Origin of the sequence: Planococcus plakortidis (genome assembly GCF_001687605.2) — a bacterium.
Lineage (GTDB): Bacteria > Bacillota > Bacilli > Bacillales_A > Planococcaceae > Planococcus > Planococcus plakortidis.
Map to the genome: position 1 here is coordinate 2,242,623 of NZ_CP016539.2, position 14,952 is coordinate 2,257,574.

Below are 14,952 nucleotides of genomic sequence, written 5' to 3' on the forward strand. Positions count from 1 at the left end.
AAAGGATGAGGACCATGACACAGCATAGTTTAGAAACTCGACTGGTACAGCTCGGCAACCGCAGCGACCAACGCACAGGAGCGGTCAATCCCCCGATTTACCTTTCCACCGCTTATGAACACGAAGGCCTTGGCAAATCCACAGGCTATGATTATACGCGGACAAAAAACCCGACACGGCAGCTTCTTGAAGAAGGGATCGCGAATCTGGAAGGCGGCGACGCAGGCTTTGCATGCAGCTCCGGAATGGCCGCGATCCAACTGGTCCTCTCCTTGTTCCGTCCGAACGATGAAATTTTGCTTCCTGAAGATATTTATGGCGGCACCTACCGCCTGCTGGAACAATATGAAGAGAAATACCATATCCGCCCCATTTACGATTCCTTCATCGATCCGAAAACAGCTGAAGCGAAAATCACTGACAATACAAAAGCGATTTTTATTGAAACCCCAACCAACCCATTGATGCAGGAGATCGATTTGGAATTGTATGCACAATTGGCGAAACGCCACAAGCTTTTGCTGATTGTCGACAATACCTTTTTGACGCCTTTCCTGCAGCAGCCGCTCGCAATCGGTGCGGATATCGTACTCCATAGCGCCACCAAGTATATCGGCGGCCATAACGATGTGCTCGCTGGGCTAGTCGCCGCAAAAGGCGTCACTTTATGCGAAGAACTGTTCACTGCCCACAATTCGGCTGGTGCCGTGCTATCTCCGCTCGATTCCTGGCTGTTGATCCGCGGCTTGAAAACCTTGCCGCTGCGCATGCGCCAGCACGAAGCCAATGCCAAGGAAATCTCCCGTTTCCTGGAGACACATGATGCCGTGACAGATGTACTGTATCCAGGAAAAGGCGGCATGTTGTCGTTCCGCCTGCGCGAAGAGCGATGGATTGGGGAATTCCTCGAGAGCCTATCGCTCATCACATTTGCCGAGAGCCTCGGCGGCGTAGAAAGTTTCATCACATATCCTGCGACCCAGACCCATGCCGATATGCCGGTCGCAGAACGCACGGCACGCGGCGTCTGTAACCGCCTGCTCCGCTTCTCTGTTGGCGTCGAGCAGGCAGAAGATTTAATTGCTGATTTGTCCCAGGCCTTGGCTAAACTAAAAAAGGAGGTCGTTTCCCATGAGTGAACGACGCGAGACGAAATTGATCCATTCCGCAGGCATCGATCCATTAACAGGCGCAGTCAATGTTCCGATCTATCTGTCTTCCACTTTTCATCAGGAGAGTATCGATTCGTTCGGGCCTTTCGATTACAGCCGTTCCGGCAACCCAACGCGCAAATCACTTGAGGAAACGATCGCCAAACTTGAAGGCGGCGCACGGGGCTTGGCCTTTTCTTCCGGCATGGCGGCTATTTCATCAGCCTTCATGCTGTTGAAAGCCGGCGACCATGTGCTCGTTTCGGAAGACGTGTACGGCGGCACGTACCGCTTCATCACGGAAGTGCTCGAAAAATTCAAAGTCGATTACACCTTCGTCGATATGACCGACCTTGGCGAAGTGGCCGCCGCTTTCCAGCCGAATACGCGAGTCGTCTACATTGAAACGCCTTCCAATCCGGTCATGAAAATCACCGATATCGAAATGGCCGCTAAACTGGCGAAAGCGAACGATGCCATGACCTTTGTCGACAATACTTTCATGACACCGCTTTACCAGAACCCGCTTGAACTCGGCGCGGATATCGTACTTCACAGCGCGACGAAGTTCCTGTCGGGCCATAGCGATATCACGGCTGGGCTTGCGGTGACCAAAGATGCCGGGCTTGGGGAACAATTGGCATTCATCCAAAATACATTCGGCTCTGTACTCGGTGCCCAGGATTCCCATACCTTGATCCAAGGCATCAAGACACTTGGCGCCAGAACGAAACAATCCGGTGAAACGACTGCGCGCATTGCGGAGTATTTGCATAAGCATCCGCTTGTCGAGGAAGTCTATTATCCCGGCTTCTCGTTCCATCCCGGAAACCCGATCCATAGCCGCCAAGCAAGCCACGCCGGTTGTGTGCTGTCATTCCGCCTGGCAGATAAAGACGCAGCCCGCATTCTCGTCGATGCTTTGGAGATCCCGGTGTTCGCGGTCAGTCTCGGTGCCGTCGAATCGATCCTATCCTATCCCGCTACGATGTCCCATGCCGCCATGCCGCCGGCTGAACGGGAAAAACGCGGCATTACCGACGGGCTTCTGCGCTTCTCTGCAGGACTCGAGCATCCCGATGATTTGATCAATGACTTCAGCCAGGCACTCGAAAAAATTGCGATCGCCAAAGGGCTCAGCATCGCTGATTGATGCCAAGCAATCAACAGACTGCCCGCTTCGTCAATTACAAGACGAAGCGGGCAGTCTTTTTCACGTGCATCTGCAATACACCCGAATCCCCATATCCCAATAAGAAAGCCTGAATTCCAGGGGGAGGGAATTCAGGCTTTCTTCCATTTATCATAAAACGATCTGCTGGGCAGGCTCTTTGAGCGATACTTTGGCAACGCCCGTTTCTTCCGCAGCTTTGGAGACGGCTTCGGCAACCGCCTGTGCCACGCGCGGGTCGAACGGCTTCGGTATCACATACTCTTCGTGCAGTTCATCGGTAGCGATCAAGGCGGCGATCGCTTCGACTGCCGCGATTTTCATCGCGTCATTGATATCACTCGCCTGTACATCGAGTGCGCCGCGGAATAACCCCGGGAACGCCAGTACATTATTGACCTGATTGGCAAAATCGGAACGCCCTGTCCCGATGACCCGTGCACCGGCTGATTTCGCGGCATGCGGCAAGATTTCAGGATTCGGGTTCGCCATGGCAAAGATGACCGGGTCTTCATTCATCGAGCGCACCATGCTTTCCGTCAATGTGCCTTCTGCCGATACGCCGACAAAGACGTCGGCATCGGCGATGACTTCCTCCAATTGCCCTTGTTCCATCCGGTAATTGCTCATTTCCGCTACTTCCGCCTTGAATGGATTCATGCCGTTCGGGCGCCCTTTATATATCGCGCCTTTGGTGTCGCACATGACGATATGGCCGAATCCGAACTTCGCCAGCAATTTGACGATGGCAATGCCTGCTGCGCCGGCGCCATTCACGACCACTTTCACGTCCTCCACTTCCTTTTCGACCAACTTCAAGGAATTGATGAGGCCGGCCAGTGTGACAATCGCAGTGCCGTGCTGGTCATCATGGAATACGGGTATATTCATTTCCTGTTTTAAACGCTGTTCCACGATAAAACAAGTCGGGGCGGCGATATCTTCCAGATTGACGCCGCCAAAACCGGGTTCGAGCAATTTGACGGTCCGGATGATCTCTTCGGCATCCGTCGTATCCAGGCAGATCGGGAAAGCATCCACACCGGCAAATTCCTTGAACAAGAGAGCTTTCCCTTCCATGACCGGCAGCGCCGCTTGCGGCCCGATATTGCCAAGGCCGAGTACTGCGGTGCCATCCGTAATGACCGCCACCGTGTTGCCTTTCATCGTGTAGTCATGCACTTTCTGTGGGTCGGCATGAATTTCGCGGCACGGTGCGGCTACGCCAGGAGAATAGGCGAGGCTCAGATCCCTTTCGTTTTCCACAGCCACTTTTGAACGAATCTCCAATTTCCCTTGATGCCGGCTATGCAAGTTCAGCGAATCGTTTTTCAGATCGGTCATTTGCCTCATCTCCCTTTTGATTATAATTGTTTATTATATCGCCTCCCCACTAAATTAAAAGACTTTTCTTATAATTCTGATTAATTTCAGACTTTAGGCTGATAGAGAAAGAGTGAGGATCCTCACCCTTTTTCCATATCCTGCTTGAGGAAATGGATCAACGCTTCTTCCCGTTTTCCTTGTACAGCTTTCGATTGCTCTTCCGGCCACTCGTAGAAGCCGCTCCCTGTCTTTGCCCCGAGTTCGCCTTTTCCTGTCAACTCACTTAATGTCCTGCCCGGTTTTTGGTCTGTCGACAGGTCTTCGAATAGATAATCGGAGATCGCATGGAAAATATCCAAACCGCCGAGGTCTGCCGTCTGCAGCGGGCCGGTCACCGGCAAGCGCCTGCCGATGCTATACGTAACAGCTGCATCGATATCTTCTTTCGACGCCACTCCCGCATCCAGCAAAGCTTGCGCTTCACGGAACAAGGCGAACTGGAGGCGGTTCCCGATAAATCCGGGAAGCTCTTTTTTCAACATCACCGCTTGCTTTTTCATCTGTTCGATGAATGCCTTTGTTTGCTGCAAAGTTTTTTCATCGGTCTTCTCCCCGCCGACGATTTCCACGAGCGGCACTAAATGTGCAGGATTCCAGAAATGCGTCAATACGAAGCGTTCAGGATGTTTCATCCCTTCAGCGAGTGCAGTCGGCATCAGCCCTGAGCTATTGCTCGCGATGATAATATCGTTTGCGGCCAGCTCTTCCAGCTGATGATAGATTTTATGCTTCAAGGCCATATTTTCCGGTACGGCTTCGATGATGAATTCTGCATCTTTCACTGCTTCTTCCAAGGATGTTGTGAATGCAACATGTTCTGCTATCTCCTGTGCCTGTCCCTCATTGATCAGTTCATTGTCTGCCATGAGTTGCAGTTTCGCTGCAAAACCTTTTTTCGCCGTTTCCAGATCGTGGTTGTCTACCCCGAATATTTTCACTGAATGTCCGCTCCATGATGCTGACAATGCAATTGAATGCCCCATCGTACCTGCTCCGATAATCGCGATGTTCTTCATCTTGACCCTCTCCTTTATGTAAAGATAACATGGCTTCATGTACTGCCAAAAAGCCCGCTGCATGAGCGGGCTTTTCGTCAAAGCCGTCCGTTTATTTCGTTTTTTCGCCAAGCTCGATGGATGCCAGTGTGGATGTAATCGCCATCTCATCGGGGTCATCTGCATTTGCGCGAAATTCACGTTTCACTTCCCCGTAACCTTCGACAAAATAATTGCGGTTGATGGAACCATCTTCTTCAGAAACCGATTCAAGCACGAAAACATCGTCGAAGTTTTCGTACGGTGTCTCTAGGCTGGTTCCCGTTTCAATGATAGTCGCATCACCGATTTCCTGGCCTTCCTCGATCGGGAATTCCAGATAAGTCGAAATCACATCCAAAGCTTCCAATTCCTCAAAGCTTGCTTCATATTCATCATAAAACTCGCCTTCCTGCTTGACCAGTTCGATGCGGTCATCGTGCAGGCGGAAGACTTTCAGGACCACGGTCCCCCCATTATCTTCATAAGTCGCCACATGGTTCGCTTCCATATAATCGGTTTTCAGCGTAAACTCGGCAAATTCATTTCCGTACCCCTCGAACCTGGCAGTAGACCCATCCTCCAGAAAGTAATCATATGGATCGACGGCTGCCTGTCCGCCTTCATGGCTGTCGCCGCTTGTGCCTTCAGCCGGTTCCTCCTCCGTCGCTGCTTCTGGTGCTTGATCCTGTTCCGTTTCTTCCTGCGCTGCACCTTCTTCAGGTTCTTCTGTTACCGCATCCTCTGTCCCGCAGCCAGCGACTGTCAGCGTCAGTGCCAACCCTCCTAAACCAAGCCAATATTTCATTAACTCGTCTCCTTTTTTAAATAGACGGCTAACGGACTATATAGTTACGGAATATTCAGTTATTAATTAACAGAATTGATTAGAAATTCCTGTTCCAGGCAAGCCGGTCATAGATGGAGTGAATCGTGGTAAATGGGCTTCAAGTGGATATCATATTCTTTTCGCACTTCGTTTAAATCGTAAATATGCCCCCGAAAATCGGGGTCTTCAAGTTTCTCGATCTGTTCATGCACGAGATCCGCAAAATAGACGCCTACGGCTACGCCTTTTGGATATTTCCGCTTCACTTCCGCTACAAATTCATCTGTCAGCTCTTGGTTGAAAGCATGGTAAAGCGCTGCATTCACCACAGTCAAAGAATCTTTCGTCGCGTAGGAGACGACATAATAATTGCCATATTCGTCCTTCAAGAGATCGCGTTCGGCTTCTATATTCATCCTCTTCTCCTCCTTTTAACACTACTACTTGTCCATACCCTGAGGGAGCATGGCGAAAACAGGAATTCCAACTCTCCCATAAACCCGAAAATGCCCCAGCTGCCCGAACTGGCGGGCTGGGGCAAGATGCTTCATTCCAAGGCTTGTGTATAAGAAAGGGATACTTTCAAATTGGCATTGCGTTCGCGGATCAGGTCAAGCAAGTCCCTGTCTTTAACGCCTTGTTTCCCGCGGATCGAGAAGGTATAAAGAATCATCGTCCCGAGATTCGCCGTCTCCACCTGGCGCAGTTTAAACTCTTCGGTCTGTTCGGCCAAAATATCATCGAGAAACTGTTCTTCATTCAAATTTTCGGGAACCATGACTTTAAGCAATTGGGTGCTGCGGCCTTTTCCGTAATTGCTTTTGAAAAGGAAATAGAATACGAAAGATGCAAACAAGGTCAAAGCGACTGCGAGCTGGAATTGAAAAAGCCCTGCGGTCATTCCGACACATAAGCCGAAGAAGATGTAGGCGATATCTTTCGCATTGGTGACAGCGCTGCGGAAGCGTATCAACGAAAAGACTGCGAATAAGCCGAAAGCGACGCCGGCATTGCCGCTGACGACATTCATGACAACCGAGACGACGACACTCATCATGATAATCGTGTGGACAAAGTCCTGGGAGTAATGCTCCCCCGTGAATGTCAATTGGTATACTTGCGTGATGATCAAACTCAATACGAGCGCTATCGCCATCGCAAATGAGCTCATCCACAATGTCGATTCCCCCGTTTCTGCACTAACGCTAAAAAGTTCATTGATTTTTTCCATGCCAATCTCCTCCTATTGTTGTTTGTTCTGCGAATCCCGCTTGTACAAGATCCGTTTCTGCCAGTTGTTCAGTCGATGTGCAAAATTTCGAAGCGCTGCGCTGTTCACAATTTTGTTTCTGCAAGATCCGCGCAAGCCAAAGCGGCACACTATGGTCGACCTTCACTTCCATAACAACTAGGCCCGGATCAATGAAATGGTCGCCATGCGGGCCTTTGTCCAGCTGCAATTCATCCCGCCTGCAGCGCAAATTGAAATCGAAGGTAATCCGCAAATCACTATCGCTTTTTCCGTGCATGGCGTGGCGGTCATAAGCGACAATCATTGTCGGCTCCAGCCCGTACAAGCGGCGAAAATAATCGATTTCCCTCAGCACTTGGGGGTTGGAGCTTTCGTAGTCATCCGCTAATCCGAATATGGGCGCCGCTAAATAGCGGTGCGCTTCAGAAAGGGGCATCGTCAGCCTTCGTTTGTAGACGACCTTGCCATGTTTTTGTTTGACCTCGAAAAATGCCAAGCCATCAGGGCCAGTATCGCCATAAACGCGCAGCCTCAGTTTCTGCCGGTATCTCAATTTGTTTTTCGTCTCGTAATAGATGGCCCGCTCCGCATTGTCGAAATACAGGCTGCTCACGGTATAGCGGCCGTCTTTCCCATTCCGGTCATCGCGCATATACGGCGCCAGTTCATGGATCAATGCCTCATACTGTTTCCGTGTAATCAAATACTTCTGTTCCTTCCTGCTGAAAATTTCAATGGCCATTTGTTTCCCTCCTTGGTGGATGATGGGTGATTTGCATAATGCAAGTATGCGTTTTGAAAGTGAGAAAGTACTGAGACTATTCTGAGAGTTTAATGAGAAATTATTTTGGTAAATATTTGAATACTTCAACACAAAAAAACCTGAAGCCTTTGAAAGACTTCAGGTTGCGCTTAGATAGCCAGCTGCACCAAATCGCCGAACAGCGAGATGAGCAATAGACTGACTGCCCCCACCGAAATGGCTGCAATCAAGCCGATATAGAACGGCTTCATTCCCATTCCGCGGAATATTTTCAAATTGGTTGATAACCCCACTCCTGCCATCGCAAGGCCCAGCATATAGGTTGAGCCGAACGAACTCCAAAAGCTGTAGAACTCTTCCCAGCCCGTGGCACCGAACACGCCGAATGCCCGGCCGCCTGAAGCGAGTGTCGCATCCCCGATCGTCCGGAGAAGCGATAACAAAAGAAACCCTAAAATGAAGAAAGGAAACAATTTATACCATTTCGGCATGGTGCCGCCTTCTTGCCCTTCGCTCCGGAAAAACAAATACGCGATCAGCGGAATCACCGCAATAATGAACAGGTTGCGCGTCAATTTCGTGATGGTCGCCACATCGAGCGCAAGCGTCGAGCCGTACATTTGTTCATACATCAAGGCAGCGCCAGTCACTTGCGCCGTGTCATGTATGGCGGTGCCGAGAAATAGCCCTGCCTTGATCGGCTCTTCCGCAAAAAAGAAGTGGGCAAGATATGGATAAAACAACATGCCGATCAGCCCGAAAACCGTGATATTGGCGATCGCATACGAAATTTCATTTTCCTTTGCGCGAATCACCGGCGCCGTCGCCATGATGGCCGTCACGCCGCATATCCCTGTCCCATTGGCGATCAATGCGCCAAGCCGATTGGATTGGCCCAAGAGTTTCGTGAAAAACAAGGTGACCCCGATGCCCACCGTGATACAAGCGATAATGAGCGGCATGCCCCATGCCCCAAGCGTCAATGCTTCCGTCAAGCTCAAGCGCAAACCGAGCAGGATGATGCCGAGACGCAATGCGTATTTGACCGCAAAACCGACGCCACTGATGAATAGCTCCGGCAAGCCAACCGTATTGCGGATGAGGATCCCGATCAGGATCGCCACAAAAATTCCCGATACCGGGCTTTTGCCACCCTCCGGCAACAGCCCCATCGCCCCGAGTGCCATACCGAACAAATCTGCGCCGTAAATACCGGCCCATATAACCAATAAACAAATGGCCAGGCCCGGAAGCAGCCTGACCATTCGCTGATTTTTCGTGTTTTTCCGCACGTCCATCTGCTCCTTGCGAAACGTCTTTTGATTTCGTATTAATCATACCATCAAAATGCGGCTCGGTCTAAGGGCGTTTAGGACAGGATTTCTTCGAGCAGCGCAATGATGCGCTGCTGCTGCTCCGGCTTCAAGTCGGATCCAGAAGGCAGGCAAAGCCCTTCGGCGAATAATTTTTCGCTGACAGCCGTCTTGCCATGCGGATTATGGGAATAGAATTTGCATCCGGCAAACAGGGGTTGCATATGAAGCGGTTTCCAGACTCTGCGCGATTCGATATTTTCCGAATCCAGCCATTCCCGGATATGGTCAGGCGACCGATCGGTACGAGCCGGGTCGAGCAGCATGACCGTCAGCCAGCGGTTCGAGCGGGTGCCTTCAAGTTCTGGCTGGAACTTCACCGCTTCATGCTTGCCAAGAGCTGTAAAATAGCGGCTGAAGACCGCCCGGCGCGCCGACACGCGCAGTTCGATCGCTTCGAGCTGCGCACGCCCGATGCCGGCTAGCACATTGCTCATGCGGTAATTATAGCCGACACGGCTATGTTCATAGAACGGCGCGTCATCTTTCGCCTGGGAGGCGAGAAATCTTGCTTGCGCCACTCCTTTGCGGTCATTCGATACCAGCATGCCGCCCCCGGAAGTCGTGATGATTTTATTGCCATTGAACGAATAAATGCCGTAAGCCCCAAGACTTCCCGTTTTCTTCCCTTTATACGTAGAACCGAGGGATTCCGCTGCATCCTCGATGATCGGCACCCCGTAATGATCGCAAAGGGCAATGAGTTCATCCATGCGGGCGCTTTGTCCATAAATATGTACGACAATCACCGCTTTAGGAAGTTTGCCCTCTTGTTCGGCGGCTGCGAATGCTTTTTGCAGCGCCCAGGGAGACATATTCCACGTTTCTTCTTCCGAATCGATAAAGACAGGTTCCGCACCGGCGTAAAGAATCGGATTCGCACTTGCCACAAACGTCAAACTTGAACAGAATACACGGTCTCCCTTTCCGACCCCCAATAATTGCAAGGCCAGATGGATTGCGGCTGTCCCTGAAGATAACGCGGCCGCGGCCTGTGTCGTGGCATAGGCCGCCATTTCCGCCTCGAACTGGTTGACATTCGCCCCCATCGGCGCAATCCAATTGGACTCGAACGCTTCACTGATATACTTCTGCTCATTCCCTGTCATGTGCGGGGCAGAAAGAAAAATCCTATCGCCTGTTTCTTTAACCGGAACCGGAAATGGCATAACCGATGCTCCTGTTTCCTGTCGAATGTTCATGTACAACAGCCTCCTCTTCTTCCTCGGCACGTTCAGTCCGTGCTGTAATCACTTTGGCAAGTTCGCGGGAGTTGCAGATTATTGATGATCAACCCGCTCGGCCCCGCTCCCTTATCCCCTGCGCCATGTAAACGGCCCTTCACCGTAAAACTCATGTCTTCACCAAATATATCCGCCATCTCCCGGACGATATTTTGTTCAAGTTCTGCAGGTATCGTATTGGTTCCGCTAAGCCATATTTCAATTGCATCCAAAGAATTTTGGACGAACTGCATGGAAGGGGCGGCTTGCCGGAACTTCTCCTGCACGGTCGCCAAATAGAGGCTTGTCACCCTGCCCCTGCTCCTCGACTGCAAAAAGGCCGATATCGGCTCTAGCGGCTTGCGGACTACCGGATGGACGCTGCCGCATGGGCACTGGCAATATATGGGCATCCATTGGTCCTTGATCTTCAGCCGGATCAGCGGCGTCCCTGTAGTATGGAAGCGTGTCAAGAGCACGTCGCCTTGATCGGTAAACTCCATCACCCCTGTGCGCATATTGAAATGCAGGTTGCCTGCAGAACATTCGGTAAGGAATGGCGAGCGCTCGGTTTTCATGCTCCACCGGCGGACAGAGCAGCCAAACGCGCTTTCGATCTCCAAGCCTTCGCTTTCGGATAGTATTTCCGATTCGACGAAAACGGCCACTGCCTGAAAATCCAAGAGCAGCCGATGGTCGTTGATGTAGCGGGCAATCGCCAAAATCGCATCCGGCAAGCCGTCGATGAAATCAGGCCGGAAGCCATTCAGGTTCCGGACCACTGTCGGGAGGAATGGCTCCATGCAATGATCGGCTGAATACAGCCGTTGATTCAGGTAGTAGATATCACGCCAGAACGCCCCTTGTTTTTGGCCGGGGGGAACGAAATTCCCCTGATGGAATGTGGCACGCTTCATATCCAGGTTGATTGCGCCATGCTGTTTCTTGAAATGGTCTACAGCTGCGGTTTGTTTTTGCAGGTCCAAATTGCTCAGCCATAAGCGGGGCGATTGGCCTGTTCCTGAAACGTCAGCTGCCCCCTCTTTTTTTCGCATAGTGTGCAAACGGATTTCATCGATCCGTTCATTGAAAAGCTCCTCTTCGATCACTGGGAGCTGCCGCAAATCGCTGGCACATTGAATGTCAGCCAAACTTTTTCCGTAAAGTTCCTGATAAAATGCGCTATGTTCTGCAGCATGGCGGAGAAATGAACGAAGTTCCTGGTCACGATACCGCTCTTCAGATTGCCGGTCATTTTCATCCATGCCCGAAAGTTGATGAAGAAAGCGATAATAGCCCATGCCATACCGTTTACGTGAATTGGCGTATTCACGTAAACTGAGCATCAGATTCTGGAGGTAAACAGGAGAATTCCCATACAGTTCCGTTGATAGCAGCTTCACTTTGCATCCCCCCTGCGCTTGTAGGAAGAAACTGTAATCAGGCCAATCCCCCTTCGATTTTCAACTCTTCCTTCCAGGCCATTTCCTTTACTTTGCCTTCTTTCGGGCGGTTCGCGAGTTTCAATAAAGTCTCACGAATTTCCTGTTCTTCCATTTCAGGAAGCTTTTTCAGGATCCGGCTGATTTCCACTTGGCTGATTGGTGTGGCTTTTCCGATATGGATTTTCGGGAATACTTTCTCCGACTGGATTTCACTCGGATCCAGCAGTTCTTCATAGAGCTTTTCACCAGGCCGCATGCCGGTATATTTGATTTGGATCTCGTCCTCTTCAAAACCCGACAACCGGATCATATTGCGCGCCAAGTCGACGATTTTCACCGGTTCCCCCATGTCCAGCACGAACACTTCACCGCCGGATGCAAGCATGCCCGCCTGGATCACCAAGCGTGAAGCCTCCGGGATTGTCATGAAATAGCGGGTCATTTTCGGATCGGTGATCGTCACCGGTCCGCCTTTTGCGATTTGTTCACGGAACAGCGGCACGACGCTCCCTCTCGAACCGAGGACATTGCCGAAACGCACGGCAGCGAATGTCGTATTGGAAGAAACCGCCAGATTCTGGACGATCATTTCCGCGAATCGCTTGGACGCCCCCATGATATTCGGTGGATTGACGGCTTTATCGGTGGATATCATGACGAAATTGCCGACGCCGTGCCGATCTGCCGCTTCCGCCACATTTTTCGTTCCGAAAATATTGTTTTTCACCGCTTCAAGCGGATTTGCTTCCATCAATGGCACATGTTTATGCGCTGCGGCGTGGTAAATGATATCGGGCTTGAATTTGCCGACCATCCTGAAAATCCGTTCGCGGTCCTGGATATCCGCGATGATCGGGACGATATCGATTTCTTTCGGGATTTTTGCGCGCAGTTCACGGTCGATGGTGTAAATCGAGTTTTCGCCATGTCCCAGCAAAAGAAGGCGTGCCGGCTTGAAAACACTGATCTGGCGGCAAATCTCGGAGCCGATCGATCCACCTGCGCCAGTGACCATGATGCATTTGCCTTCGATTTTTTCAGTCAATGCTTCCATGTCCAGGCGAACTTCCTCGCGACCGAGAAGATCCTCGATTTTCACATCCCGGATATCGCTGACTTTGACTTTGCCGACCATCAGATCTTCAATTCGAGGGATTGTCTGGACTTTCAGCCCTGTCTCGATGCATAGTTTCGTCACTTCCGCCATTTCCTTTTTCGACAGCGATGGAATGGCGATGACGATTTGGTCGATCTCGTTCTCAGCAGCCAAACGGGGGATTTCCGAAATCGGCCCAGCCACCCCTAAACCGAAGATTTCCAAGCCCCATTTTGTCCGGTCATCATCGATGAACAGAATCGGCTTTCTTCCCCATTGCGGATTCTGCTTCATCTGGCGGACGATCATTCGCCCGGCTTCACCCGCACCGACCACGATTGTGCGGCTCAATTGCCCTTCGCCTTTCCGCGGTTCGCGTTCATGGTAGAGGCGCAATGAAAAACGCGAGGCCCCAAGGAACAGGATGAGGAACATCCACGTCAGCGCAAGGATCCGGACAAATACCCCACCGGTCTGGATGTACTGCATGACCGTCGCCACGAACATCGTCAAAGTGACCGCCTTGACGATCGATTTCAACTCATGGACCGAAGCATACGCCCACACTTTACGGTAGAGGCCATAATGCCAGGCAAAGGAATGGTGGGCGATGAACAATGTGACGGTCATAAACAGCAACAACTGGTTCGACATGATGTTGTCGAATGGCAGCAAGAACAAATAACAGAGATACGTTGCTGAGAGGATGATCAGCGAGTCGATGATGAACAATGATGTATAGCGTTTGGTAATTGTCATGTCATTAGCCCCTTCTCCTCGCGCAAGTACCGCTTTTATTGGTATTCATTGCTGTAATAATGGTCCTTGCTGAGTTTGTAGTTATTCATCACGACCCCGACGATAAACGCTTTGGAAGTCGCTAAACTGTCCCTCGCCTTCATTGCGCTCTGCTTTTCGGTTTTCCCCGTATTGACGACGAGAACGGTTCCGTCGCATTTATTCGCCAGGATCTTGGAGTCTGTCACCGATAAAATCGGCGGTGAATCGAAGATGACCAAGTCGTAGCGCTCTTTCATCTCCGCCATGAGCCGGTCCAACATCGGTGAATCCAGCAGCTCTGCCGGATTATGCGGCACCTGACCCGAAGTCAGCAGTTCCAGGCCACGGATTCCGCTATCGCGGACGCTTTGCTCGAGTTCCCCCTTGCCGACCAATAAATTCGATAAGCCGCTATGGTTATTCAAATTGAACGTATGGTGCAGCGTCGGTTTTCGCATATCGGCATCTACAAGCAGCACCCTTTTCCCGGATTCCGCAAAAACGACTGCCATATTGGCTGAAGTCGTCGATTTGCCTTCTTCTTTCGAAGCGGAAGTGAATAATAAAGTCTTCATTTCGCTGCCTGGCAGCGAAAAATTAATGGTCGTACGGATCGTGCGGTATTGTTCGCTGATGACCGAATTCGGTTTAATACGTGCTACCAACTTTCGGGCGAGCGGCCGTTTTGACGCTGTCTGATTCAACATTCTCATCCAACTCCATTCTGTCAGTATGTTTCGATGGTTTATCCGTCTTATCCAAGTCGCCGACCGGGCTCACGACACCGAGCACTTGCAGGCCAAGCAATTCATCGATGTCCTCTTCCGTACGCACCGTCGTGTTCAATTGATCGAGGACGATGGCAAGTCCGGTTCCGAGCATGAAGCCGATGATCGCTCCGACTGCCATATTGAACAGCGGATCCGGCTTGACCGGTTCAGGGCTTCCGGGCATCATGGCCGGTGCCAGGATGCTGACGTTGTCGACACGCATCAAATTGCGGATTTCCTGTTCAAATACTTTAGCGGTCGTATTGGCGATCAGTACCGCCTGCTGCATCGAGCCGTCTTCGACTTCGAGCGTCACGACTTGCGAATCCTCGATGCTTGACACTTCAATCCGATCGTTCAGCGATTGTACCGTCTCGTTGAGCCCCAGCTCATTGATGACTTCCGTCAAGATCGCCGGGCTCTTGATGATGACGTTATAGGTGCTGATCAATTGAAGGTTCGTATCGATATCCTGCATGCTGAATTCCTGTGCATTTGCCGGCGCTTTATTGACGAGGATCTGTGTCGATGCCTGATAGACCGGTTTCATCCATAAATAACTGACAGCTGCCGCGATGGCGACAAAGGCGACCGTCATCGCGAGAATGAGCGGCAGGCGTTTCTTCAGGTTCTTGAAAAACTCTTTCATATTGAATGTACTTTCCATGTCTTCACCTCA

Annotated in this window: 14 protein-coding genes; 2 read left to right on the forward strand and 12 right to left on the reverse strand. The window is 51.0% G+C overall.

Features of this window, described 5'->3' with window-relative positions:
• Positions 1–14: 14 nt before the first annotated feature.
• Positions 15–1,139 (forward strand): methionine biosynthesis PLP-dependent protein, encoded by a 1,125-nt coding sequence (locus tag BBI15_RS11355; RefSeq protein WP_068869666.1) that lies wholly within the window; start codon positions 15–17, stop codon positions 1,137–1,139.
• Positions 1,132–2,304, forward strand: a complete 1,173-nt coding sequence (locus BBI15_RS11360; RefSeq protein ID WP_068869667.1) for an aminotransferase class I/II-fold pyridoxal phosphate-dependent enzyme — start codon at positions 1,132–1,134, stop codon at positions 2,302–2,304. Before BBI15_RS11355 ends, BBI15_RS11360 begins: the two co-directional genes overlap by 8 nt.
• A 150-nt stretch (positions 2,305–2,454) precedes the next feature.
• Here BBI15_RS11360 and ystJ read toward each other — a convergent pair whose 3' ends face one another.
• From ystJ to BBI15_RS11420, 12 genes are all read right to left on the reverse strand, one after another.
• Positions 2,455–3,666, reverse strand: a complete 1,212-nt coding sequence (gene ystJ, locus BBI15_RS11365; protein WP_068869668.1) for an NADP-dependent malic enzyme — start codon at positions 3,664–3,666, stop codon at positions 2,455–2,457.
• A gap of 122 nt (positions 3,667–3,788) precedes the next feature.
• Positions 3,789–4,724 (reverse strand): 3-hydroxyacyl-CoA dehydrogenase family protein, encoded by a 936-nt coding sequence (locus BBI15_RS11370; protein WP_068869669.1) that lies wholly within the window; start codon positions 4,722–4,724, stop codon positions 3,789–3,791.
• 91 nt (positions 4,725–4,815) lie between these two features.
• A complete protein-coding gene (locus BBI15_RS11375; protein ID WP_068869670.1) occupies positions 4,816–5,550 on the reverse strand; it encodes a hypothetical protein in 735 nt (244 codons plus the stop codon).
• 107 nt (positions 5,551–5,657) lie between these two features.
• On the reverse strand, positions 5,658–5,987 hold the full coding sequence (locus tag BBI15_RS11380) for a hypothetical protein (RefSeq protein WP_068869671.1): 330 nt from the start codon (positions 5,985–5,987) through the stop codon (positions 5,658–5,660).
• A 131-nt stretch (positions 5,988–6,118) separates the two neighbouring features.
• On the reverse strand, positions 6,119–6,802 hold the full coding sequence (locus tag BBI15_RS11385; protein ID WP_068869672.1) for a DUF4956 domain-containing protein: 684 nt from the start codon (positions 6,800–6,802) through the stop codon (positions 6,119–6,121).
• A complete protein-coding gene (locus BBI15_RS11390; RefSeq protein WP_068869673.1) occupies positions 6,786–7,565 on the reverse strand; it encodes a polyphosphate polymerase domain-containing protein in 780 nt (259 codons plus the stop codon). Before BBI15_RS11390 ends, BBI15_RS11385 begins: the two co-directional genes overlap by 17 nt.
• 170 nt (positions 7,566–7,735) lie before the next feature.
• The gene (locus tag BBI15_RS11395) at positions 7,736–8,878 is read right to left on the reverse strand and encodes a YeiH family protein (protein ID WP_157101651.1); all 1,143 of its coding nucleotides are present in this window, start codon (positions 8,876–8,878) and stop codon (positions 7,736–7,738) included.
• Between the two features lie 77 nt (positions 8,879–8,955).
• Positions 8,956–10,128, reverse strand: coding sequence for an aminotransferase class I/II-fold pyridoxal phosphate-dependent enzyme (locus BBI15_RS11400; protein WP_068872581.1), 1,173 nt, complete (start codon positions 10,126–10,128; stop codon positions 8,956–8,958).
• Between the two features lie 65 nt (positions 10,129–10,193).
• On the reverse strand, positions 10,194–11,585 hold the full coding sequence (locus BBI15_RS11405) for a phenylacetate--CoA ligase family protein (RefSeq protein ID WP_068869674.1): 1,392 nt from the start codon (positions 11,583–11,585) through the stop codon (positions 10,194–10,196).
• Between the two features lie 37 nt (positions 11,586–11,622).
• Positions 11,623–13,482, reverse strand: a complete 1,860-nt coding sequence (locus BBI15_RS11410; protein ID WP_068869675.1) for a polysaccharide biosynthesis protein — start codon at positions 13,480–13,482, stop codon at positions 11,623–11,625.
• Between the two features lie 35 nt (positions 13,483–13,517).
• Complete coding sequence (locus tag BBI15_RS11415) at positions 13,518–14,210, reverse strand: CpsD/CapB family tyrosine-protein kinase (protein ID WP_405312837.1); 693 nt, start codon at positions 14,208–14,210, stop codon at positions 13,518–13,520.
• Positions 14,152–14,940: a YveK family protein gene (locus BBI15_RS11420; RefSeq protein ID WP_068869677.1), complete on the reverse strand. Its 789-nt coding sequence runs from the start codon at positions 14,938–14,940 to the stop codon at positions 14,152–14,154. The genes BBI15_RS11415 and BBI15_RS11420 overlap by 59 nt, the downstream gene beginning before the upstream one ends.
• Positions 14,941–14,952 lie beyond the last annotated feature (12 nt).

Excerpts from the sequence above, each read along its gene's own strand:
- BBI15_RS11410 (WP_068869675.1), bottom strand. The coding sequence starts at position 13,482 with ATGACAATTACCAAACGCTATACATCATTGTTCATCATCGACTCGCTG.
- BBI15_RS11400 (WP_068872581.1), bottom strand. The coding sequence starts at position 10,128 with ATGCCATTTCCGGTTCCGGTTAAAGAAACAGGCGATAGGATTTTTCTT.
- BBI15_RS11370 (WP_068869669.1), bottom strand. The coding sequence starts at position 4,724 with ATGAAGAACATCGCGATTATCGGAGCAGGTACGATGGGGCATTCAATT.
- BBI15_RS11375 (WP_068869670.1), bottom strand. The coding sequence starts at position 5,550 with ATGAAATATTGGCTTGGTTTAGGAGGGTTGGCACTGACGCTGACAGTC.
- BBI15_RS11390 (WP_068869673.1), bottom strand. The coding sequence starts at position 7,565 with ATGGCCATTGAAATTTTCAGCAGGAAGGAACAGAAGTATTTGATTACA.
- BBI15_RS11380 (WP_068869671.1), bottom strand. The coding sequence starts at position 5,987 with ATGAATATAGAAGCCGAACGCGATCTCTTGAAGGACGAATATGGCAAT.
- BBI15_RS11385 (WP_068869672.1), bottom strand. The coding sequence starts at position 6,802 with ATGGAAAAAATCAATGAACTTTTTAGCGTTAGTGCAGAAACGGGGGAA.
- ystJ (WP_068869668.1), bottom strand. The coding sequence starts at position 3,666 with ATGACCGATCTGAAAAACGATTCGCTGAACTTGCATAGCCGGCATCAA.
- BBI15_RS11355 (WP_068869666.1), top strand. The coding sequence starts at position 15 with ATGACACAGCATAGTTTAGAAACTCGACTGGTACAGCTCGGCAACCGC.
- BBI15_RS11415 (WP_405312837.1), bottom strand. The coding sequence starts at position 14,210 with ATGTTGAATCAGACAGCGTCAAAACGGCCGCTCGCCCGAAAGTTGGTA.
- BBI15_RS11360 (WP_068869667.1), top strand. The coding sequence starts at position 1,132 with ATGAGTGAACGACGCGAGACGAAATTGATCCATTCCGCAGGCATCGAT.
- BBI15_RS11420 (WP_068869677.1), bottom strand. The coding sequence starts at position 14,940 with ATGGAAAGTACATTCAATATGAAAGAGTTTTTCAAGAACCTGAAGAAA.